This window comes from Domibacillus enclensis (assembly GCF_900156125.1).
Taxonomy (GTDB): Bacteria; Bacillota; Bacilli; order Bacillales; family Domibacillaceae; genus Domibacillus; species Domibacillus enclensis.
Genome location: NZ_FTLX01000005.1, coordinates 40,418 through 63,434, shown reverse-complemented (window position 1 = coordinate 63,434; position 23,017 = coordinate 40,418). Strand labels below are relative to the sequence as shown.

Below are 23,017 nucleotides of genomic sequence, written 5' to 3'. Positions count from 1 at the left end.
TATTATGGAAAAAATATAGATTAATATTCATAATAATTGTAAAATAAAGAAATCCGTACAAAGAAGGAGGGGCGTACGTGCTGGAGCTGGTCAGACGGTTTCATTCCTGGTCTTTGAATACCATTCAAGGCCGTTTTTTAGTGATAACGGTTTTTTTGCTTCTCGTAGGCGGTCTTCTAGCAGTTTTGCCGCTCGCCGCTTTAATTTATGACGAACGTGAACAAGAAACGTATAAACACGTAAATGAAGCGCTGGATCGGCAGGAGCAGGCTTTGTCCAGCTGGAAGAAAGAACAGATGGAGGAGCTCTCTTCTCTCGCTTCTTTTCCACAGTCACGCTCTTCCTTACTTGCACAAATCGACCATGTTATTGAAAACAATTCTTCCTTTTTCGAAGATCTGTCTATTATTGATGCCGACGGGCGTATTGCTTATTCAGTAAACCGCTCCATGACGGCGGAACTGGGAAACGTAGCGGACCGTCCATATGTGCAGTTTTCTTTAAAAGGCGAGCCATTCACAAGCGATGTGATTCGCCGCCAGTCAGATGGGGAGCCTGTGATCGTGATGTCAGCCCCTCTATTGAATGAACGCGGCCAGACCGTCGGGGTCCTTTCCGGAACCGTGCCGCTTGATCGCGTTTTGAATGCGATGAATGCATTGTCATTCAGTGAAACAGCTCAACTTTACGTAGCAGATGAATCAGGCATGCTTTTGTTTCCTGATGCAACAGAAGATGCGGTTTCACTGGCTCAAACAGAACTGTTTCACCAGGCGAATAAAGGAACGGCACAGACTGCCCCCTATGAAAATATAAACGGCGAGCAAGTAATTGGCCAATACCGGTGGGTGCATGACGGCCAGTGGCTGCTGGTTGGTGAAGTATCCACAAAAGAAATGAGCGCTTCTTTTTGGCGGACGATTGGCATGATGGCCGCCATTTTGCTGTTTGTGTTTGGACTGGCTTGCTGTGTGATCCGGCTGCTTGTCCGGCAAATTATGCAGCCGATTCATCAGCTTCTTGAAGCAACTGTTATTTTGCGGCTTGGAAATTACTCGCACCGTATACCGGATAGCAGCGTTGAAGAATCACTTGGCGAATTTAAAGCGTTAAAAGGAGCGTACAATGAAATGGCCCGCTCTCTTGAACAGGAATTCTCTCTTCGCATTCAAGCGGAAAAAGAGCTTCGCCAGGCAAATGAAATGCTTACGCGCCTTTCTCTCAGTGACAGCCTCACTGGCATCGGCAACCGTCGATACTTTGATGATGTGCTGGAATTAACGTGGGAATCCGCTATCGAGCAAAAAAAGCCGATGTCCCTCCTGCTTCTGGACATCGACTTTTTTAAAAAATATAACGACCGCTACGGCCACGATGCAGGTGACAGAGCTCTTCGCCGCGTGTCGGAAGCCGTTGACACCATTGCGAAGGAAGCGGGAGCTGTTGCTGCGCGGTATGGCGGCGAAGAGCTGGCGGTCATCATTCCACCCGGCATTTCGGCTGAAAGCTTTGGCCTGGCGGAAAAAATCCGCCGCTCGATTGAGCACCTTTGCATTATGCATGAAGAAACGAAGTCTGGGATCATCACCGTAAGCGTTGGCGGAGCAACCATTTTGCCAAAGACGGACGATGCCTCTGCTCTTTTAATCCGAAAAGCGGACGAGGCCCTTTATTATTCGAAACGAAAAGGCCGCGCCCGCAGTACAACCTATGAATCCATTACACCGTGAACACTTTCTTCACGGTGTCTTTGCGCATTTTAGGCGTTAACACATAAAGCACATCATCCTCTAATAATACCGTGCCGCCATACGGCGTAATCAGCTTGTCTCCACGAATGACAGCGGTAATCAGCGTTTTATCCGGCAGGTCCATATCCTGTATTTTTTTCCCGACAGACGAACCGCTCACGGTGACTTCAATGATTTCACTGTTTGTTTTCCCAATAGAGATCAGCTCCAGGCTGTGCGGCGGCTGAACGACCTTGCCCTTTCCTTCAACTTTAAAAAGTGAAGCAGCCGGTCCGATCAGTGCGCCCTGCACAAGCGCCGATAATAATACAACGAAAAACACCGCATTAAAGATCAAGTGGCTGTCGTCAATGCCGGCTACGAGCGGATAGGTGGCCAAAATAATCGGCACTGCCCCTTTCAAGCCAGCCCAGGAAATAAACATCTTTTCATTTAAACTGAACGTTTTTCCCGGCAGGCTGAGAAGGACACCTGCTGGACGCGCAACAAAGATTAATATAATAGCAAGCAGCACGCCCTGCCAGGCCACATCAAGCAGCTGATTTGGAAATACGAGAAGTCCAAGAAGGGTAAACATGACGATCTGCATCAGCCAGGCAAAGCCTTCATTAAATCGGACGATCGTGTGCCGATACGTTAAATCCTTGTTCCCGAGCATCACGGCCATCACGTACACTGTTAAAAACCCGCTTGCTTTAAACACGGTCACGAGACTGAACGCCAGTACGGCAAGGCCGATTGTCAGCACCGGATAAAGACCGGAGGAATCGAGGTTAATCCGGTTGATCAGCCAAAGCGACATTTTGCCGAAAAGAAGGCCAAATGCAAACCCGGCACCCATTTGCCAGAGAAAGAAGAATAAAAGCGAGAATGGTTCAAACGAAGGAACTTGAATGAGGCCAATTACGGTAATCGTTAAAAAAACAGCCATTGGGTCATTTGAGCCTGATTCCGCCTCCAGAACACTGCGGAGCCGCGGCTTAATGTTTTTCCCGCCGAGTACACTGAAGACCGCTGCTGCATCGGTCGATCCGACAATGGCACCGAACAAAATCCCTTCAAGCCAGCTGACATCTAAAATATAAACGGCGGCTGCACCCGACACAAATGTCGTGATCAGCACACCAAGCGTCGCAAGAGACAGAGCCGGTTTCACAACCGATTGAACGCTTGAATATTTTGTTTGAAGACCCCCTTCAAACAAAATAATAATCAAGGCAAGCGTCCCGATCAGCTGCGTCAGCCATGCATCATCAAAATAAAAAAACTGGTTCATGACCATACCGGCCAGAACAAAAAATACAAGGGACGGCACGCCAAGCTTCGATGAAAACTTTGCGGTCATAACGCCTGTCAACAGGAGTGCCGCAAACACTAAAATAATGTATTCAACGTTCAATAAGCAAATCCTCCTTAAACTTAGTACCTAATCATAAGCTTACATTATAAGAGCGCTTTTTTCCAATGAAGTGCCCGGTCCCATTTCACCTTCCCCGCATTCACTATCTATAACAACCAGAAAGGAGGAGGAGCTTGATGGAACTGATTTTACCGCTTATTCAAGAGGTTGGCTTTCCGATCGCCGTTACCTTTTACCTGCTGTACCGGATTGAAACAAAGCTTGACAGTGTGATTCAAACCATTCAGAATCTGCCGGACAAGATGAAGGAATAGTGCCATCAAAAAAACAGACTCTGCTTGCCGAGTCTGTTTTTGAAGCTGAAGGTATCGTTAGCCCCACTTCGATCCCCAAATCTTCATTTCTTTTATTATTTTATGAAAGTCCTGCCCTTTTTCTGTCAGTGTGTATTCCACTCGAAGCGGCACCGTCGGATACACATCCCGGACGAGAATATCGTTCGCCTCCATATGGCGGAGTGTGTCCGTTAACGCCTTTGGACTAATGCCCTGCACAGCTCTCTCCAGCTCCCCAAACCGTTTTGTGCCGCAGAATAATTCCCGCAAAATTAAAAAGGACCATTTGGACCCAATAATATTAAGTGCCTTTTCGATGGAGCATTCAATGATGAGTTCGTTCTTTTTCATGTTGACCACCCTTACTATCTTTTTTAAAGTACCTACATCGTACCATACTACCTTTTAAAAAATTCACTACTTTCCAACTAAAAATGAAAGCGTTACACTGAAGATAGACTTTCATACAAAGGAGCTTTTACATGACCTATCTAGCAAACCCTGATCGATATAAAGGCAACATGCAATACCGCAGAACCGGAAAATCTGGTCTTTTGCTGCCGGCGATTTCTCTTGGCCTCTGGCACAACTTCGGCGGTGTGGATACCGTTGAAAACGGGCGTGCGATGCTGCGCCGGGCGTTTGATCTCGGCATTACTCATTTTGACCTTGCCAACAATTACGGTCCGCCCGCTGGCTCTGCCGAATTAATGTTCGGCGATATGATGAGGACGGACTTTGCCCCGTACCGGGATGAGATGATCATTTCCTCCAAGGCCGGCTACTTTATGTGGGACGGCCCATACGGTGAGTGGGGCTCGAAAAAATATTTAACCGCAAGTCTTGATCAAAGCTTGAAACGGATGAACCTCGATTATGTCGATATCTTTTATTCGCACCGTCCGGACCCGGATACACCGATGGAGGAAACCATTGGCGCGCTTGATTTGTTTGTCCGCCAAGGAAAAGCGCTGTATATCGGCATTTCCAGCTATTCTGCAGAACAAACAGCGGAAGCCGTTAAAATTGCACGCGATCTCGGCACACCGATCCTGATTCACCAGCCGTCCTACTCGATGTTTGAGCGCTGGATTGAGAACGGCCTTCAAGATGTGCTGCAGGAAAACGGCGTCGGCTCTATTGCCTTTTGCCCGCTTGCTCAAGGACTGTTAACGAATAAATACTTGAATGATGTACCAAAGGATTCCCGTGCCGCAAGTGAGACCGGCTTTCTCCAGGAAGACCGGATCACAGACGATGTACGGGCAAAAATCCGTGCCCTCCATGATTTGGCCGCAGAGCGTGGACAATCACTTGCTCAAATGGCGCTTGCCTGGGTGCTGCGCGGCGGCCATGTGACTTCTGCGTTAATTGGCGCCAGCAAAGTGAGCCAGATTGAAGAAAACGTCAAGGCACTCGACAACCTTGATTTTTCCGAAAAAGAATTAGCCGCCATTGAAACGATTCTAGCAGGTACATCATGATGAAAAAAGTCGTGATTACAGGCGGGACTGGTCTGCTCGGCCAGTCTGTTGTTCAGGAATTTGTCGATGCAGGCTACCAGGTCGTCAACGTGGATCGCGTAAAGCCTTCACAAAAAGGAGCACAAAATGTCACCGCTGATTTAACCAACCTTGGTGAAGCGTATGGCGTGCTTCAAGGAGCAGATGCGGTTGTGCATTTAGCCGCTATTCCGCAGGCGTACATTTTCCCTAACGAAGTGACGTTTCAAAACAATGTGATGACAACCTACAATGTGCTGGAAGCAGCAGCGGGTCTTGGCATTCAAAAAGCTGTCATTGCATCCAGTGAATCGTCGTACGGAATCTGCTTTTCCAAGCAGCACCTGAAGCCGCAATATGTACCGATGGATGAAAACCATCCACAATTGCCGGAAGAAAGCTACGGCTTATCCAAAATCGTTAATGAGCAAACGGCAGATATGATTCACCGCCGCACCGGCATGCAGATCGTTTCTCTTCGTCTCGGCAATGTGATTGCGCCGGAGATGTATGAAAACTTCCCGAGTTTTATTCACGATCCCATGCAGCGGACAACCATTTTATGGAGCTACATTGATACCCGTGATGTTGCCTCCGCCTGTATGAAAGCAATTGAAGTGGATGGTCTCGGCTCTGTTGCGCTTAATCTTGCTTCCGATGAAACGAGCATGGACATTCCAAGCCGTGAGCTGATGAAAACCGTTTACCCAAATGTTGATATTCGCGGAGAACTTGCCGAATACGGCACACTCCTGAGCAATGAAAAAGCGAAAAAACTGCTGAACTGGTCGCCTGTTCATCATTGGCGGAACTACGTTCAAAGCCGTTAAACAAGGAAATCTGCTCATATTTATCAAAAAAAGCAAGAAACCAGGGGGCGGGTTTCTTGCTTTTTTTCATCGACGTCATTAAGGCGTCGAAAGAAATTCTTCCAGTGAATTCAATGCTTTATCCGCATCATTTCCTTCCGCTGTTAAAATGATTTCCGTTCCGGGCGCAAGCGCTGCGGCCATCACGCCCATAATGCTTTTGGCTGCAATGACTTTTTCATTTTTGATCAATGTAATGTGGCTGTTGAATGTGTTGGCTTTTTCAACAAACACCGCAGCGGGCTTTGACTGAAGTCCTTCTTTAATGGAAATCTTCACTTTTCTTTCCAGCATCCTCATCCTATCCCTTCTATTCATTGATTCGTTTATATAAAATCGTCCACCGTCACTATTTGGAAGCGCTTTCTAGTATATGCCCATTTTAGCTTATCTTTATTCTCTTTTGTAATGGACAACTTGCATAAAGAAATCGCTTCCTTTTTGTGCACGTTTTCAATTCATATTATTGGACATCCCGTTTAGCTCTTTTGAACGTGCGTGGTGACTGTCCAAACTGCTTTCGAAACTGTTCAGCAAAATAGTGATAATGCTGAAAGCCGACTTCCCGTGACACCTCTGATGCCCGCTGGTCTGTGTGTTCGAGCAGGAGAGCTGCCTGATCCAGCCTCATTTTATTGAGCATCTCAATGATGCTGCTTCCTGTCTGCTCTTTAAATAAATGAGAAAGCCTTGAACTCGAAAGCCCCACTTTGCTTGCCAGTTCTTCGATTTTAACCGGCTCTTTCATTCGCTTTGCCAATAAATGAAGGGTTTCTTCAATTCTCGGATCAAGCAAATAGTGCTGCTTTTGTGCAATTAAGAGCAGGATCTCTCGCAGCGCATTCTGACAAAGCTCCTCCCCATACAAACTCTGTTCACGGTAATCTTGAATGAGCCGCTCAAAAGAGGTTTTGATCCGCTTATAGGTCAGGTCCTGTTCAAATGAAGCGATCAGAAGCGGAAGGTCGGGAAGATAACGAGCTTCCAATACATCCGGTCCAAAGTGTGCCCAAATAAACTCCCATTCTTTCCCCTTTACAGTCCCATATTCATGCGGCTCATGCGGCTTAAAAAGCGTTACGTGACCTGGTCGGCAAACACCCTTCTCACCCGCAGCACACGCATACCCCTCCCCTGTCAGCGTAAAAAGGATGATCCAATCTTGAATTCCCTCTTTTCTCCATGTGCGATACGCATCGTTCATTAAAAAATGACCCGCGATTAACCTGCCCGGCTCCGGATATTTTTGAAAGCTGGATAAAGAATCGATCGGCACTACAGCTTCACTCCCTTCTCTTTATTCCTCATTATATAAAAAGTTAGCAGAATCACGGCTGTTTTCAGCTGTTTTCTTTCTTCCGTCCTTTTCTCAACCTGCATATACTTATTCATAAGCAATCCTAATTTAAAAAAGGAGCGATTGTCTAGTGAATATTGACTTGACCATCTTAACGGAAGAACAGAAGCAGCAGTTTAACAGAGAAGGCTATTTAGTCATGAAAAACGTTTTTGCTGAAGGAGAAATAGCAGAAATCGACCACACCTTTATGGAAATGAGCAAGTCGCCGATCCCTGGCTGCTTTGAGCCCGAAATGAAAGAAACAGCCGATCCATTGAAACGGTATCCGAGAATGATGCAGCCACACCGCCGCAGTGAAGTGGCGATGAAGTACATGCTGCATCCGGGCATCATGAATATATTGGCTGATCTATACGGCGAAAAAGCACTCGCCGCTCAGAGCATGTTTTACTTCAAGCCCCCGCTTGCCCGTGGACAGGCTTTGCATCAGGATAACTTTTATTTAAAAGTGGAGCCGGGCACATGTATTGCGGCCTGGACCGCAGTTGACCGGGCGGATCAGGAAAACGGCTGCCTGCTAGTCGTGCCGAAAACAAACGAGGGTGTCATTTACTGTCCGGAGCTTGCGGATGAAACAGAATCGTTTACAAAGCATTTTGTCAAAGTGCCCAAAGGAATGAAGGCGGTACCCGTTGAAATGAATAAAGGGGATGTGCTGTTTTTTAATGGCAGCTTGATTCACGGCTCCTACCGCAATCGCACTAAGGACCGCTTTCGCAAAGCGTTTATCTGTCATTATGCAAGCGAATCCACTACGAAGATCGGCCACTTCTACAGTCCGATGTACAGAGAAGATGGGAGCAAGGTTGAGACAGAGACCAATCATGATTCTGGGCCATGCGGTACGGAGTTTGACGCCATTTACCCCCATTAATTTCTTATAAATTGTAATAGTAAAGCCCATCCGCTTCTCGCTGGATGGGCTTTGTTGTGGTGGACCGGATTTTCTGCTGAATGGACCGAAATCCAGTATCGGATGACTGGAAAACGAGGAATCCGGTCAATGACGCAGCGATTCCGGTCATCCCGCCGTTTTTCCGACCATCGAAGCAGCGATTCCGGTCCATCCCTGCCTGCTCCGGTCATAAATAAAGGACCACTCAAAAAAGCGGTCCTCACACTGCTTATTCCCGGTGAAACAACCCCACGACTTCTACCGTCTGCGTAATATTCACAAACGCGTGCGGATCTACTTCTTGAATCATTTGCTTGACTTCGTTTAACTGATACCGGGTAATGACCGTCATAAGCACGGACCGGCTTTCTCCGGAATAAGCGCCTTTTCCTTCTGTGACAGTAATGCCGCGGTACAGGTTTTTGAGCATTTTCTCGCAGAGCGCATCGCCTTTTGAAGTGACGATGTGCAAGGTGAGCTTAATGTGTTTTGTGTGAATGGTATCGACTACTTTGCCGGTAGCGTAGATCGTAATAAGTGTGCTGAGCGCAGCATCCCAGCTGAACAGAAAGCCTGCTGCGACGATGACGACTGCGTTCATGATCGACAGGAGCGTGCCAAGTGGGAAATCCCGCTTGCGGGCCAGAAGCATCGCGATAATATCAAAGCCGCCGGAGGACGCCGACGCGCGGAATGTGATGCCAACGCCTGCTCCTGTCAAAACGCCGCCAAACAGCGAAGACAAAATCGGCTCGGTGGACAGCTGTGTGATGGGAATAATGTATAAAAACAGGGATAACGAAAGGACAGATAAAATGGTGTAGGCAATAAATCTTTTGCCAAGCTTCATCACACCAAGCACGAGAAGCGGCAGGTTTAACAATAGATTGAGGACACCCGTATTCAGCGGTGTAACAATGCCAAGCATAATCGCGATCCCGCTCAGGCCGCTGCTCAAAATTTCATGTGGAATTAAAAAGAAATTGTACGCTACAGCCACGAGCATGGCGCCTGCTAAAATAAGCAAAATGTGCATCAGACGGCCTCCTTTTTTTCTTCATTATAAGAGAAAAACTGGCAACTCCTTAAAAATAGTGTTTTCAGAAAAGCGGAAAATGCGTGTTTTCTTTCTTCTTATTGTATAATGAAAAGAACGAAAGGCATTTGTCAGAGGAGTGTTGTGCATGAATGAGCAAACCCCGCTTGTTCGCTTTTTGGGTGGACGAACCGCCCTGTTTGTTTTAGGCATTGTGCTATTGATCGGGCTCATTATTATGGTGTATTCCCGTGTTTCTTTTATTTTTGATCCGATTCTCGGATTTATCGGCACCGTTGCTCTGCCCGTTATTTTATCCATTGTCGGCTATTATTTACTAAGTCCGCTCGTGAATACGCTTCAGCGGTATAAAATCAAACGCGGCTGGGGTATTTTAATTGTTTTCGTCGCCTTATCGGGTCTCATTACGATTCTCGTGCTGACGATTCTTCCGTTTTTACGGGATCAGACGGAAGCTTTGATTGCCTCGTTTCCGGGATATGCCCGCCAGCTTGGCATGGATATTGATATGTGGGCGCGCCGGTCTCCTTTTGAAGCGCAATACATGGAAATCTCTAAAAATATGCAAACGAATGCAGAACAGTTTCTCGGTTCGATTACTCAGAACTTTTCTGATGTTGCCGGCCAGACGCTGGACAGTGTGACCGGTGTCATCGCCACGCTCACGAATTTTATTGTTTCGCTCGTGACCGTTCCCTTTATCTTGTTTTATTTGTTAAAAGACGGCCACAAGTTGTACAGCGGCTTTTTACACGTGCTTCCGCCGAAAATGCGTGGACGTACAGGTGCGATGCTGATCGAAATGGACGAGCAGCTGCGCTCGTATATTCAGGGGCAGATGCTCGTCAGTCTTTGCATCGGGATCATGATGTACATCGGCTTTTTAATCATCGGCCTTGACTACGCCCTCCTGCTGGCCGCAATCGCGAGTGTGACTAGCGTTGTGCCTTACTTGGGTCCGGTTATTGCCATTACCCCGGCGATTATTATTGCCATTGTCACCTCACCGTTTATGGTCGTGAAGCTGGCGCTCGTTTGGACCGTGGTGCAGCTGCTTGAAGGTAAATTTATTTCTCCGCAAATTATGGGGAAATCCTTGCAGATCCACCCTGTGACGATTATTTTTGTTCTCTTGACTGCCGCTCATTTATACGGTGTTGTTGGCGTGCTGATCGGTCTGCCGACGTACGCGCTTTTGAAAGTATTCGTTCAGTACATGTTCGGTCTTTTTAAAGCCCGTTATAACCGCTTTTCAGAAAAAGCAGATGACCAGTATGCCGTTATTGAAAACGATGATCTTGTTTAAGTTAGTGTGTGCCGGGTAAACATCTACCACACAGATAAAAAAAGGAGATGTTTTTTCACATGGCACATGACAACAACGGATTAGGCGATAAAATTAAAGGCGCAGTCAATAAAGCTAAAGGCGAAGTGAAAGATCAAGTTGGCAACGCAACGAACAATACAAGAATGCAGGCTGACGGAAAAAAAGATAAAGTAAAAGGCGAAGTACAGGATCGCATCGGCGAATCCAAAGACCGCCATTAAGCAAAAGCCCCGCTCGAAAATGCGAGCGGGGCTTTTTTCATGCCGTCAACGACCGCTGATAAAAGGAAAATACCGCCGATATCCACCCAGCTATCGCCGATAAAATCATGATAACGCTGATATTTTGATAATATCAGCGTTAGACCCTTTCATATCAGCGATAAATAGAAGATACCGGCGATCACGCGCACGCCATACCTGTTGCATACCAAAAAAAGCAGCTCCCCGTTAAGGAAGCTGCTTTTTGTTATGCTTTTTTCTTCATCCATTTGGATAATACTTCATACACAATCGGCACAATGACAAGCGTCAGCAAGGTAGAGCTCGTCAACCCGCCAATTACCGTCACGCCAAGCCCTTTGGAAATCAAGCCGCCGCCCTCTAGTCCAAGTGCCAGTGGGAACAGGGCTCCGATTGTCGCAAGAGCGGTCATCAGGATCGGACGCAAGCGCGTCGAGCCTGCTTCAAGCAAGGCATCCCGTGTAGAGAGCCCTTCGCGTTCTTTATGAATAACACGGTCGATCAAGACGATCGCATTGGTCACTACGATCCCGATCAGCATGAGAGCACCGATCATAGAGGAAATACTGATTGTTTCACCTGCAATTAACAGTGCCACAAGTGCTCCGATAATCGTAAATGGCAGGGAGAATAAAATCGCAAGCGGTGCAAGCCCGCCGCCAAATGTAATGACAAGCACCAAATACACAATCGCAATGGCAGCCAGCATCGCCAGGCCAAGCTGTGTGAAGGATTCGTTAATGTCCTGCGTGACGCCGCCCATCTCAACGTCCACACCAGTCGGCAAGTCGAGCTTATCAATCTCCGTTTGAAGTGCAGCAGATGCCGCCGACACATCATCGCTGCCTAGCTCGCCGCTCACATCGACAAACACCTTGCCATCACGGCGTGAAACCGTATCAGATGTTTCGCCTTCTTCGATGGTCATGACGTCACCGATTTCCACCGGCTCCCCTGTCATACCGGCCACCGTTCGGCTGGTGACATCGTCAATCGATTCGTACGTCTGGACTGGAACATCGACGTATACGTTCACGTCTGCCCCATCCTTTTCAACCGTCGTCAGTACCGGCCGTTCCCGAACCGGACTGAGCTCCATCGCTATTTGTCCGGCCGTTAAGCCTGCTGCTGCCAGTTTTTCCTGATCCGCAACAAGCGTATATTCTTCATACGAATCAGCCAGACCGGTTTCGACTTTTTTGAAATCCCCGCTGTCTATCATCATCGCTTCGATGTCCGCGACCACCGGTTCAATGTCTTCCACCGTTTCTCCGTAAATATTCACGGCCACTTTATTGCTGCCGGCACTTGCCGAGAAGTCCTGCGATGCCCATTCTCCGCTCGTTACAGATTCTTGCAGGTCTAAAAGTGCGTCTTCTTTTTTCTCTTCAAAATTCTCGGTTTCTTCATTGTACATTACATAAAACATAGCGCTGTTTGTCTGTCCCGGACTCATCGGATTTTCACTGCCGACCGAATACTGAACGGTGTCGACATCATCCAGATCCATGAAATAGTTTTCGGCCTCCGTCGCAATATCCGCGACTTCCTCCTGCGTCTGGCCCGGCTCTGGTGAATACGTCACAATGACCATTTTTTCTTCTTCACCCGGCAGGAAGCTGACGCCAATCGCCGGTACGAGGAAAAAGCTGCCTACAAGCATGGCGATTGCGACGACAAATGTCACGATTTTATGATTGAGTGTCCAGTTCAGCACTGAACGATACCCGTCTGCTAATTTCCCTGGCTTTTCTTCATGTGTTTTCGCTTTAACACCTTTTTTAAACATCGTGTGTGCCAGCATCGGCACAATCGTAACAGCCACGACTAATGAAGCAAGAAGCGCAAACACAACGGTGAGCGCAAACGGCAGGAACAGCTCCCCTACCGTTCCTTCAACCAGCCCGAGTGGAAGGAACACGGCGATTGTCACAATCGTTGACGACATAATTGGCACGAACATTTCTTTCGTCGCCTCACGAATCAATTCTTTGCCGCGCAGCACTTCGTTTTCGAGCGACAGCCGGCGGTAAATATTTTCGACGACGACAATGGAGTCATCAATGACCCGTCCGATGGCCACCGTCATCGCACCTAATGTCATGACGTTCAATGTAATATCCATCTGCTTCAGCAAAATAAGTGCAATTAGAATCGATAATGGGATCGAAATAACGGAAATGACCGTCGAACGGACATCGCGCAAAAACAGCATGATGATAATGACCGCAAAAATGGCGCCAAACAGCGCTTTGCTCAGCATCGTTTTCACCGATTCTTCAATCGGGCCGCCCTGGTCAAACGTAGAGGTGATCGTCAGACCGTCCATATCTCCTTCAAACTCATCCACTTTTTCTTTTACTGCGTTTACTACATCAACGGTATTCGCATCTGCCGCTTTCACAATTTGAAGGCCGATCGATTCCTGGCCGTTCGTCCGTGAAATGGATTCTGCTTTCCCTGTTAATTCAATCGTTGCCAAATCCGACAGCTTCGCGGGACCGATTTGCATGTTTTTCAAATCGTCAAGCGTCGTGATGTTTCCATCGATTAACACGGACTTTTCCGTCTCACCGAACGTAAACAATCCAAGCGGTGCAGTCATGTCAGATGCTTGAATCATTTGCGTCACCGCTTCTTCTGTTAATTGAAGCTGTGCCAGTTTTTCTTGATTAAACACGACCGTTGCTTCTTCCACCTGCTGTCCGGAGATTTGAACAGACGCAACGCCCTCCACCCCTTCTATTTCAGGCAAAATCTCTTCTTCCACAAGCGTTGTAAGCTCCGCAAGCGTCAGCTCTTCATCAGACAAGCTGAGCGCCATCACCGGAAAAGCGTTGATTTGCAGACGGGATACATCCGGCTCCTGTACATTCTCTGGAAAACCAACATCTGCAAGTGCTTCCTGGGCTTCCTGCTCTGCTTTTTCCATATCCGTTGAGAATGTGTACTCTACCTGGACGGATGAGGCATTTTGAAAAGAGGTCGAGCTGACCACTTTTACCCCATTCAGATTTTGAAGCTGCTTTTCAATGGGCTCTGATACACTGTCCGCCACTTCTTCCGGTGTCGCGCCCGGGTACACAGTTGTTACCGTCACAATCGGCGGCGTAATATTTGGAATCGTCTCCAGCTTCATGGAAAGCCCGGAATACAGACCCGCCGCTGTAATGATGATCGTCATCAGCCAGACGGCAAATTTGTTTCTTAAGACGAAATTAATTAACGCATTCATTCCTAGTCTCCTTTTGACCAACTGGTCAGTTTTAACTTAAATATATATGACTGGTCGGTCAGCAGTCAAATAAATAAATGTTTAAATTTTGTGACCAGTGGGTCATAATAGAAAGAAGAGGTGACAGGCAATGAATGAAAAAGAAAAGCTGATTATCGAAACATCCATGAAATTATTTGCCCAAAAAGGCTTTGCCGCCACATCCATACAAGAAATCGCCACTGCCTGCAGCATGTCAAAAGGTGCTTTTTACCTTCACTTCAAATCAAAAGAAGCGCTTCTGCTCGCCATCCTGCATTATTACTTTGAATTGCTTTTCGAAAAGATCCATTCAATCGACAGCGAATCCTTGCCGCCGCGCGAGAAATTCCTGAAGCAGGTTGAATGCCAGATGCGAGAAATCCATCAGCATAAAGAGTTCATCATTATGCAGGCACGCGAAAATGCGATCCCGTTTAATGATGAGATTGAAGCATTTATTTTCAAAATGCGCACCGAAACGCATCGGATTTATCACAATCGTCTGTATGCCATATACGGCGAGCGGATTAAACCGTACTTTTGGGACATGGCCATCGCCTTGCAGGGCATTGAACAATCCTTTCTGCATTTGTCCCTGATCGAGCAGATTGATATGGACTACCGGCAGTTTGCTCACTTTATGCTCGATTGTGCGGATGACCTCGACGCCGGATTCCAACGGCGCGCCAAACAGCCGGTCATTGATGCAGAAAAAATGAACGGCTTGTTTAAAGAAAAAATGAATGGTGAGATGATTCTCGGCTGGCTTTCTGATCTTGCGGCCGAAGACTGGTCAGATGACACAGCTGTTTCTCTTGATGTGATCAAGCTAGAGCTCGCCAGCGATGCCCCGCGCCCTGCTGTTCTGCGCGGGATGCTTGCCAATCTGGCAGAAGAACCTGGACTTCAAGAGTTTATTCAGCTCGTAAAGGATTATTACAAGCTCAGCTGACTGCGCGCCCGAGTTTGGCGTATTTCCCAGGATTACGGCGCATTTCCCGGAGTTACGGTGCAATTAAGGCAGAATTGCGCCGTACTCTCAATTATTGCGCCGTAGCAGCCTGGCAATTGTACCGCAAAAGAAAAAAGCGATCCGCCAGGCGGACCGCTTTTTTTATTTCGATTGTGGACGAAAACCTTCTTCAAGCAAATAACGCTCGGCTTCTTTAAACGATTCAAAGCTTTCTTCTAAATTCAACCCGGTGTATACATTCCAAAGCTCGTCTTCATTTGCAAGCTTCAATGTCTGTCCTTCACGGTTTTTCCATTCTGTTTCTTTAATTAGCTCCTCCTGCTCAACAGGCGCTTCTTCCGGCTTATCTGATAAATAGCGGATCGAGTCTGAAATCGCTGCCCGAAGCTCCGTCTCCGTAAAGTCCCGAACATTCACAAGGCCCTTTGCATCTGCTTCATACCCCGGCATGTCACCAACGAACACAAAACCGTTTCCGTTCGGATGAAGGTGATAGACGACTACTGTTTTCTCATACAAGCTGTCCTCAAAATGGTAATTCACCCGTTTCAGCGACACATCCTTTGCTGTCAGCTGCGGAAATGTCCCGATAATTGCTTTTTTCTCTTCAAATGTAAGCATTCTACGCCTCTTTTCGTTCTTGATGAACGTAGTATACCATCTGGCGTTCCGCTTTTAAACGCAAACCGTTATTATTCAAAGAAATCGCCGAAAATTCGCACCGGCTGTTCATTGCTTATATGACATTTAACAGAAAGAAAAATGCTGTGCAAACGATTTTTCGCTATTATTTTCCTACGACTTATGGAATAATAAGAGGACAGAATAGTGAAAGGGGTTACATTGATATGATGCGTCATTTATCCATTCGAAAAAAAATGCTTGTTTTAATGATTACCGCAATCCTTTTTCTCGTTGCGATTAGTCTCAATACGAACATGAATATGAAAGATTTATCCAAGAATTCCACTGAGCTGTACGAATCACGCTTGAAGCCGATTGAATATTTAGGGCAAATCCGGACAAACAATCGGGCCATCGACACGTACTTACTGGAAATGATGATCACAGAGGACGATGCTATTTTTGATGAGCTCTCCACCTCGCTGCAGAAGAAAGCAGAGGAAAATACAGCTTTCTTTCAGCAATATTCAGAAACGGCAAGATCTGATGAAGAGAAAAAGCTGTTAAGTGAAATGAATGATTTGTATAAAAACTATTTAACACAAGTTTTCGCGGCACAAAACCTTTCTGAGCGGGCGCGTGATGTAGAAACATATGAGTTTTACTTGAATGATGTAAAACCGGTTCGCCGCGCTCTAAATGAAAAAGGAGACGCGCTGACAGAATACAACGAGAATGCGGCCAATCAGCTGAACGAGCAGAACGTTTCTCAGTCGGCACGAACCAGCTTCATCTCGACGGTTTTAGCCTTGGCGTCCATTTTGATTTTTGCCGGCCTAAGCCTTCTGATCTCCCGCATGATCACAAGACCGCTGAAGGAAGTCCAGCAACTTATGTCCCAGGCCGAAAAAGGAGATTTAACTGTTGCGGGTACGTACCGTTCGCGAGATGAACTAGGCCAGTTAACCACCTCCTTTAATCAAATGACGGACGGCATTCGCACGGTGATCCGGGAAGTGAGCGAAACAGCCGGGCACGTAGCTGCTTCTTCTGAACAGCTGAACGCGAATGCGGAGGAAACAAGCAAAGCAACTGAGCTGATCGCCGGTACGATGGAAGGCATGGCAACCGGCTCTGAGCAGCAGCTGCAGCAAGTATCACGCACAACCGAAACCATCAATGAACTTTCAGATGGTGTTCAGCAAATCGCACACAATGCCCAGCGCGTCACAGAAACAGCCTCAGACGCGAGCGGAAAAGCAGCCGCTGGCAACGAATCGATTCAAGAAGCCGTTTCACAAATGCAATCGATTAATTCAACCGTAGGTGGGCTGTCTCATGTTATTCAAGGCCTCGGTGATCGCTCGACTGAAATCGGCCAAATTATTGACTCGATCACATCCATTGCTGCGCAGACAAATTTGCTTGCGCTAAATGCAGCGATTGAAGCGGCTCGCGCGGGCGAACATGGGCGAGGGTTTGCTGTTGTAGCAGATGAGGTGCGTAAGCTTGCAGAAGAGTCCGCCCAATCCGCCAAGCAAATCAGCAGCTTGATCGATGGCATTCAAACCGAAACGGAAAGTGCGGTTCAGTCGATGCAAACGGCGACAGAGGAAGTGTCAGAAGGAATCCAGGTGGTTAATGAAGCAGGAAGTGCTTTCGCTGAGATTCAACAGTCGATTCATGACGTGACCGACCAGATCCGTGAAGTGTCCGCTGCCGTTCAGCAGATGGCGGCCGGTACCGACCAGATCGTCCAGAGCATGACCGCCGTCACCGACATTTCCGAAACAGCGGCCGCTGGAACAGAAAACGTCTCGGCTGCCTCAGAGGAGCAAATGGCCTCAATGGAGGAAATTTCATCGTCCGCCGAGGCACTGTCTCAAATGGCGCTTGATCTTCAGCGGTTGACACAGCAGTTTAAAGCATAAGTAAGGGAGGCTAAGTGCTTTAAACCTGCTTAGTCGAATGGATGCTTCGTTCAACAAGAAAAGGCAAAGGATTCTCGTCCCTTGCTTTTTCTTCATTTCATATTATATTTGAGGAACCTTTTCCCAATCGGCAATGAATTTTGCAATCCCTTGATCTGTCAGTGGATGCTTAGCAATTTGCTCGATTACTGTATAAGGAATCGTCGCAATATGAGCACCAGCCATCGCCACACGCGTCACATGATCCGGATGACGAACAGACGCCGCAATGATTTGTGTATCAAATTGGTGAACACGAAACAGTTCAGCTACTTTTGACACTAGTTGGACGCCATCCTCAGAAATATCGTCCAAGCGGCCCAAAAACGGTGATACGTATGTTGCACCTGCACGAGCCGCTAACAATGCCTGATTCACAGTGAAAATAAGCGTTACATTCGTTTTCACCCTTTTGTCCGAAAGATAGCGGCACGCCTCTAATCCTGCTAGAGTCATTGGAAGCTTTATGGTCACCTTTTGATCTCCGCCATTAATTTTGATCAGCTCATCAGCCTGAGCAATCATTTCTTCAGCTGTAATAGCGTCTGGTGTCACTTCAGCGGATACAGACTCTACACGCGGGACAGCTTGACAAATTTCTGCAATTCTATCTTCAAATTTCACGCCTTCTTTAGCGACTAGAGAGGGGTTGGTCGTAACCCCGGCTAATACACCCACTTTATATGCCTTTATAATATCTTCAAGATTTGCCGTATCAATAAAGAATTTCATTGTTTATTTCCCCCTCTTAAATGACTTTCGCCGTCATGTCTTCGTAATCCTTGCACATGATCTCCCATGACTTTTCGATATCCTCATCCAAGCCAAACAAACCGCTGCGGCCTATAATATAAATGTCTGGGCCGGCTGCATCAATGCTTTTAAATGTTTTCCGGCTTGATGATCCATCCATTTCAATTACAAATTGATAGCCTTTTTGTTCACGCAATTCTCTTAAGGCAACAATTTTATCTAGCGTGCTTTCAATAAAACGCTGCCCGGCGAACCCTGGGTCTACGGTCATAATTGTAATTTTATCTACTAATTCGATATAAGGGAAAATCGTTTCGATTGGTGTTTCTGGGTTTAATACGATTCCTGCTTTTAATCCAGCGTCCTGGATTTGATCAATTAGCCGAAAAGCCAAACCATCCAGCACTTCTGCATGCATGCAAATCCATTCACACTTGATATCAACCAATTGCTGAACCCAAAAACTCGGGTCTGTCACCATAAGGTGTGCAGAAATAGGCAGCTCACTTATTTTACGCACTTCTTCGATAAACCATGGCGACAATGTAATATTGGGAACATAATGTCCATCCATAATGTCAATATGATAAGAGCCTACGCGGTCGTTTAAAAACGTGATTTGCTCTTTAAACTTATCCAAGTCCATTGTCATAAGCGATGGTGAAAATTCTACTTTTTTCATCCGATATTCCTCCTCCATAAAACGATAATTTATTTAAAATATACGGCAGGGTTGTCAATACCCCCACTTAATTATTCCGAAAAATGAATTAATTCTAACTGAATGTTTGGAGCTGATTATAGAATTTGAATATCATCTAAATCGATGTCTTCTTCTTCAACTTCTGCGCGTTCTTCTTCCTTGCTTACATTTTTCTTAAGCACCGCCAGAGCCAACCCTGTTACAAGAGCGTTCACTAATATGGCTACTGCTCCTGTCCACGGCTGAGACATTGTCGGCAACATGAAGACCCCGCCAAACGGAACCGTTGCATCTGCTCCTAACACCATCGTGATCGCGCCACCTACCGCGCCGCCAATCGCTACTGCTGTTACACAGCGAACAATGTCATTCATCACAATCGGAATAACACCTTCCACAATATTTACCACACCCATTGGAACGGCCGATTTCAATGCTTCCGTTTCTACTGGTGTATAAATATTTTTGCCGAACAGTTTAGCGATAAAGTAAGCTAAACCAAATCCAATCGGTGTAGCTGTGTTGACTAATTGCAACGCAGTAATCGGTCCGTTAATTCCCTCTGCCTGGATGGTCAATACAAACGCAAATACCGTTTTATTAATCGGACCGCCGAAATCGATGCCACTAAGTAACCCGATAATCCCACCAAATACGAGCAATGAAGAGGAACCTAAACCGTTTAAAGCATTTGTTAATAGCGCTGTCAGAGCCGCAATCGGAATACCGATAATGTAAACCATTATTAATCCGCCAATAATCGATGTGAAGAATGGAATAATAAGAGTTGGCATTAATCCTTTTGCCCACTTAGGCACTTTGAAATATTTCAAAACCGCTACAGCAAGATAGCCTGATAAGTACCCGCCTAAAATCCCGCCAATGAATCCAGCACCAATGGCATTCGCCGTTAAACCAATAATGAAACCGGGAGCAATCCCTGGTTTTCCGGCGATTGAATAAGAAATCCCGGTAGCAATAACGACTGGCAGCAACCCTAAGCCTGCTCCACCCATTGTCGCTAAAGCATCCCATATCGAAAATTCACCTTGCACTAAGGTTCCCTGACTGGTCCCTCCGAATGCCATGCCGATTGCAATTAAGAAACCTGCACCGCAAACGATTGGAATCAAGTATGAAATCGCTGTTAATAAATGACCTTTAAGATTTATTTTTTTTATGTTGCTCATTTTTAACCCCCCTGTCGTTTAAAGTGTGTTTAATTACATAACGCTTCTTTCACATCTTCAGCATCTGCCGACTGCAGCATTTTCTCAACAACTTCGTCGTTTCCTAATTTTCTTGCAAACAGTGATAATAATTTCAAGTGTTGCTGTGCTCCATCATTCTCTTTTCCAACGGCGAAAAGAATGATTCCCTTCACACCTTTTCCATCCAGTGTCTCCCACGGGATCTCTTCTTTCGTTATCCCAATCGCTACGCCTATTTTTTTTACGGAATGACTGTTGCCATGCGGAATCGCGATGTAATTTCCGATTCCCGTTTGCCCAACTGCTTCCCTTGCATAAATGTCTTCTACAAACGCTTCAACATTTGTAATATACTCATTTTGAAGCAGCACTCCTGCTAATTCATGGATGGCTTCTTCCTTGCTCTTAACGTTTATGTTCGTTTTGATTGTATTAATGTCAACAATATCTTTTACTTCCATCATTTTGCCCTCCTGTTCGATTACATCCTTTACAGCCGTTTTTACTTTACAACTTCCGCCGCTTTTTCGATTAGTTTGTTCGGTGATTTTACAGCGGTTTCTGTTTTTACTTGAATGATTCTTTTTCCTTCAAAACGCTCTCTTCCAGCGATTTTTACATCGGCAGCTAAAATCACGATGTCTGCTTCATCAATCTGTTTTTGGGTCAGCTCGTTTTCTGTTCCGATCGTTCCTTGTGTTTCGATATGAATGTCATGCCCTGCCTTTTTTCCGGCATTTTCTAATTTTTCCTGTGCGATATATGTGTGCGCGATCCCTACTGTACACGCTGCAACTCCTACAATTTTCATTTTTATTTCCTCCTTAGTTTTTAATCGGCTAGATACTTTTTTATGGCCTCTACTGAATATTGTTGATCGATCAATTCCTGAAGCAACTCGTCATCAGCACATAATGAAGAGAACTTGCGAAAGCATTTAAGGTTTACACTATCTACGCTTTGAATGGCGTATAGAACAATTAATTTAATGGGGTGCGTTTCGTTAAAATGCCAATGCGTCAAAGGATTAGACAAATAATACAGATAAATTCCTTCTTGCTTAACCGTTTGCGCAATGGAATGAACAAGGGCCGCACCGGAACCAATGTGGGTATTTCCAAGCTGTTCTCTTTCCATAATTTCTTTATAAAAGAAAGCGGAATCTTCTATAATGTCATTGGCAGACAAGGAAACAGACATTTTATTTAAAGCGCTCTCTTTTGATTCAGACATTTCAACATCCAGTGAATAAAGGCCAATCTTCATCACACAAGGCTCCTTATTACACTTCTGACTCGTTCTTGATCATTCTCAGTAAACAGGGCAGATACAAGAATTTGAGGAGTATTAGAATGACTATCCACATGAACAGTCGTAATAATTAAGTCAATGTTGTTGTCCCTTGTATCATAGTTTTCAAGCATTCGTGTGGAGATCACATCAATAATCTCCACTTCTGGAAAAGCTTTTGTCACCTTTGTACGAAGCAATTCGGATGTGCCAATTCCCGTTGTACACATAATAAGCGCATTCATTCTACGCGGGTTCGTTTCTAAGTATTTCGCAAAATAAAGAGTAATGAACCCTGACTCCTCTTTGGAAATAGGATTAAAATCGAATGTTCTCTCGACTTCTGTAGAAGCGTCAATCACCGCCGCTAAAATATCACCATATTCCTGCTCAATTTCCTCAAGCAAATGATTTTTGATCTGAATGTGATGATTAATGCGATTCAGCATCGGTTGAATATGCTTGATCATATCTTTTAAAATTTCTTCACTTCCAGTTGTCTGCACATCTAATTTTTGTAAGACTTGACTGATGTAAAAGTGAGTCACTTCAAATACGAGAGGTGAATACCGAATCTCTTCCACACAATTAGAATCGATCCTGGATGAAATTAAATATTGAAACAGATAGAAAACTTCTGAATTCGGAATTTGAATAGAAAACCGAAAGCGAATGTGATCAATAATTTTCTGGGATAGTTCATACAGCTCATTGTTGGCTTTAATCAATTGTTGGTCATTGATCGAATACTGATCAATTGAATAACCAATGTTAATGTCCCCTTGCATTAACCGTTTGATCATAATGTATAGATGGGAAGTAATATTTAGATTATATGGGTAAGGAATGGACGAGTTTTGCGCCTGTTCAATATAGTCGATTTGTTTCATCGCAAAGGACATATACTCCTGGTTGATCGCTTCCTCATTTGCGTAAAACTCATTCGTTTCTAATGGAATCTCATTTAGCAGCAGCTGCGCAATGGCATTTCTAATGTCATTTTCATTCCCAATCACCGAAATTTTTCTGTTTACACGTACAACTTCCAAATGAAACGGCTTCAACATATCAGCTATGATTTTCTCGTCCGAATTAATAACGGATTCGCTTACATAAAATGTTTCGCAAAATGTCATGATCGAAACTGATCTTGGTGATTTGAATAAAAGTGTTTTTGTGATCGCGTTCCTCCTTTCGAGAGGTGTATAAATAGATTCCCCTTCGGCCTTTGAAGCAATTCGGTGCTTGATATACTCAGAATAGTTAAGTAAATATCCTTTTCCGTATTGAGAGACAATGATATTTTTTTGAGGAGAACCATCATTGATTTCATTGATCATTCGGTAAACGGTCTTATTTGAGATATCAAGAGATTTAGAGATCTCGTGAGCTGCAACATACTGCTTTTTTTTCATTAAATAAGTGATTAGTGATTGCTTCCTTTTTTCAGATGCACTCATTTTTTTTTACCTCTCTCTCTACAACCTAAGATTACCACGGTTTTGTGTAATCGTTTTCTTGTCTTTTGTCCGCCATGGT

General features: G+C 45.5%; 24 protein-coding genes. 9 read left to right on the top strand and 15 right to left on the bottom strand.

The window, feature by feature from the left end; translation table 11 throughout:
• Positions 1-77 precede the first annotated feature (77 nt).
• Positions 78-1,730 carry a sensor domain-containing diguanylate cyclase gene (locus BW952_RS11430; protein ID WP_052698332.1) on the top strand — a complete coding sequence of 551 codons (1,653 nt, stop codon included), beginning with the start codon at positions 78-80 and terminating at the stop codon, positions 1,728-1,730.
• Here the strand turns inward: BW952_RS11430 and BW952_RS11425 are convergent.
• Positions 1,720-3,150, bottom strand: a complete 1,431-nt coding sequence (locus tag BW952_RS11425) for a potassium/proton antiporter (RefSeq protein ID WP_076496293.1) — start codon at positions 3,148-3,150, stop codon at positions 1,720-1,722. The genes BW952_RS11430 and BW952_RS11425 overlap by 11 nt on opposite strands.
• A 137-nt stretch (positions 3,151-3,287) precedes the next feature.
• On the opposite strand from BW952_RS11425, the gene BW952_RS11420 reads away from it, so the two are divergent.
• Positions 3,288-3,425, top strand: coding sequence for a YvrJ family protein (locus tag BW952_RS11420; protein ID WP_045849221.1), 138 nt, complete (start codon positions 3,288-3,290; stop codon positions 3,423-3,425).
• 57 nt (positions 3,426-3,482) lie between these two features.
• On the opposite strand, the gene BW952_RS11415 is transcribed toward BW952_RS11420, so the two are convergent.
• On the bottom strand, positions 3,483-3,797 hold the full coding sequence (locus tag BW952_RS11415) for a winged helix-turn-helix transcriptional regulator (protein WP_045849220.1): 315 nt from the start codon (positions 3,795-3,797) through the stop codon (positions 3,483-3,485).
• A gap of 131 nt (positions 3,798-3,928) precedes the next feature.
• Here BW952_RS11415 and mgrA point away from each other — a divergent pair, with 131 nt between their 5' ends.
• Both mgrA and BW952_RS11405 read left to right on the top strand, forming a co-directional pair.
• Entirely contained in the window at positions 3,929-4,930 is a 1,002-nt protein-coding gene (gene mgrA, locus BW952_RS11410) for an L-glyceraldehyde 3-phosphate reductase (RefSeq protein ID WP_045849219.1), read from the top strand.
• The gene (locus BW952_RS11405; RefSeq protein WP_045849279.1) at positions 4,930-5,778 is read left to right on the top strand and encodes an NAD-dependent epimerase/dehydratase family protein; all 849 of its coding nucleotides are present in this window, start codon (positions 4,930-4,932) and stop codon (positions 5,776-5,778) included. The genes mgrA and BW952_RS11405 overlap by 1 nt, the downstream gene beginning before the upstream one ends.
• A 78-nt stretch (positions 5,779-5,856) precedes the next feature.
• Here the strand turns inward: BW952_RS11405 and BW952_RS11400 are convergent, their stop codons facing one another.
• Both BW952_RS11400 and BW952_RS11395 read right to left on the bottom strand, forming a co-directional pair.
• On the bottom strand, positions 5,857-6,117 hold the full coding sequence (locus BW952_RS11400) for an HPr family phosphocarrier protein (protein ID WP_231581255.1): 261 nt from the start codon (positions 6,115-6,117) through the stop codon (positions 5,857-5,859).
• Positions 6,118-6,280: 163 nt separating this feature from the next.
• On the bottom strand, positions 6,281-7,093 hold the full coding sequence (locus BW952_RS11395; RefSeq protein ID WP_052698331.1) for a helix-turn-helix domain-containing protein: 813 nt from the start codon (positions 7,091-7,093) through the stop codon (positions 6,281-6,283).
• A 151-nt stretch (positions 7,094-7,244) separates the two neighbouring features.
• On the opposite strand from BW952_RS11395, the gene BW952_RS11390 reads away from it, so the two are divergent.
• Positions 7,245-8,051, top strand: a complete 807-nt coding sequence (locus BW952_RS11390) for a phytanoyl-CoA dioxygenase family protein (protein WP_045849218.1) — start codon at positions 7,245-7,247, stop codon at positions 8,049-8,051.
• 4 nt (positions 8,052-8,055) lie between these two features.
• Here the strand turns inward: BW952_RS11390 and BW952_RS11385 are convergent, their stop codons facing one another.
• A complete protein-coding gene (locus BW952_RS11385) occupies positions 8,056-8,244 on the bottom strand; it encodes a hypothetical protein (RefSeq protein WP_045849217.1) in 189 nt (62 codons plus the stop codon).
• 57 nt (positions 8,245-8,301) lie between these two features.
• A complete protein-coding gene (locus BW952_RS11380) occupies positions 8,302-9,111 on the bottom strand; it encodes a YitT family protein (RefSeq protein ID WP_082084513.1) in 810 nt (269 codons plus the stop codon).
• Between the two features lie 145 nt (positions 9,112-9,256).
• Here BW952_RS11380 and BW952_RS11375 point away from each other — a divergent pair, with 145 nt between their 5' ends.
• Complete coding sequence (locus BW952_RS11375; RefSeq protein WP_045849215.1) at positions 9,257-10,435, top strand: AI-2E family transporter; 1,179 nt, start codon at positions 9,257-9,259, stop codon at positions 10,433-10,435.
• A gap of 59 nt (positions 10,436-10,494) precedes the next feature.
• Positions 10,495-10,677, top strand: coding sequence for a CsbD family protein (locus BW952_RS11370; RefSeq protein ID WP_045849214.1), 183 nt, complete (start codon positions 10,495-10,497; stop codon positions 10,675-10,677).
• A 247-nt stretch (positions 10,678-10,924) separates the two neighbouring features.
• On the opposite strand, the gene BW952_RS11365 is transcribed toward BW952_RS11370, so the two are convergent.
• Positions 10,925-13,933, bottom strand: a complete 3,009-nt coding sequence (locus tag BW952_RS11365; protein ID WP_045849213.1) for an efflux RND transporter permease subunit — start codon at positions 13,931-13,933, stop codon at positions 10,925-10,927.
• 130 nt (positions 13,934-14,063) lie between these two features.
• Here BW952_RS11365 and BW952_RS11360 point away from each other — a divergent pair, with 130 nt between their 5' ends.
• Positions 14,064-14,906, top strand: a complete 843-nt coding sequence (locus BW952_RS11360) for a TetR/AcrR family transcriptional regulator (RefSeq protein WP_045849212.1) — start codon at positions 14,064-14,066, stop codon at positions 14,904-14,906.
• 162 nt (positions 14,907-15,068) lie between these two features.
• On the opposite strand, the gene BW952_RS11355 is transcribed toward BW952_RS11360, so the two are convergent.
• Positions 15,069-15,548, bottom strand: coding sequence for a hypothetical protein (locus BW952_RS11355; RefSeq protein ID WP_045849211.1), 480 nt, complete (start codon positions 15,546-15,548; stop codon positions 15,069-15,071).
• Positions 15,549-15,775: 227 nt separating this feature from the next.
• Between BW952_RS11355 and BW952_RS11350 the strand changes: the two genes are divergently transcribed.
• Positions 15,776-17,482: a methyl-accepting chemotaxis protein gene (locus BW952_RS11350; RefSeq protein WP_052698330.1), complete on the top strand. Its 1,707-nt coding sequence runs from the start codon at positions 15,776-15,778 to the stop codon at positions 17,480-17,482.
• A 102-nt stretch (positions 17,483-17,584) separates the two neighbouring features.
• Here the strand turns inward: BW952_RS11350 and fsa are convergent, their stop codons facing one another.
• From fsa to BW952_RS11315, 7 genes are all read right to left on the bottom strand, one after another.
• The gene (gene fsa, locus BW952_RS11345) at positions 17,585-18,253 is read right to left on the bottom strand and encodes a fructose-6-phosphate aldolase (protein ID WP_045849210.1); all 669 of its coding nucleotides are present in this window, start codon (positions 18,251-18,253) and stop codon (positions 17,585-17,587) included.
• A 16-nt stretch (positions 18,254-18,269) separates the two neighbouring features.
• The gene (gene alsE, locus BW952_RS11340; protein ID WP_045849209.1) at positions 18,270-18,956 is read right to left on the bottom strand and encodes a D-allulose 6-phosphate 3-epimerase; all 687 of its coding nucleotides are present in this window, start codon (positions 18,954-18,956) and stop codon (positions 18,270-18,272) included.
• A gap of 116 nt (positions 18,957-19,072) precedes the next feature.
• The gene (locus tag BW952_RS11335; protein ID WP_045849208.1) at positions 19,073-20,167 is read right to left on the bottom strand and encodes a PTS fructose transporter subunit IIC; all 1,095 of its coding nucleotides are present in this window, start codon (positions 20,165-20,167) and stop codon (positions 19,073-19,075) included.
• Positions 20,168-20,196: 29 nt separating this feature from the next.
• On the bottom strand, positions 20,197-20,652 hold the full coding sequence (locus tag BW952_RS11330; protein ID WP_231581254.1) for a PTS sugar transporter subunit IIA: 456 nt from the start codon (positions 20,650-20,652) through the stop codon (positions 20,197-20,199).
• 38 nt (positions 20,653-20,690) lie between these two features.
• Complete coding sequence (locus BW952_RS11325) at positions 20,691-20,999, bottom strand: PTS fructose transporter subunit IIB (protein WP_045849206.1); 309 nt, start codon at positions 20,997-20,999, stop codon at positions 20,691-20,693.
• Between the two features lie 20 nt (positions 21,000-21,019).
• The gene (locus BW952_RS11320; RefSeq protein ID WP_045849205.1) at positions 21,020-21,454 is read right to left on the bottom strand and encodes a PTS sugar transporter subunit IIA; all 435 of its coding nucleotides are present in this window, start codon (positions 21,452-21,454) and stop codon (positions 21,020-21,022) included.
• Positions 21,454-22,938, bottom strand: coding sequence for a BglG family transcription antiterminator (locus BW952_RS11315; RefSeq protein ID WP_045849204.1), 1,485 nt, complete (start codon positions 22,936-22,938; stop codon positions 21,454-21,456). Before BW952_RS11315 ends, BW952_RS11320 begins: the two co-directional genes overlap by 1 nt.
• Positions 22,939-23,017: the final 79 nt, after the last annotated feature.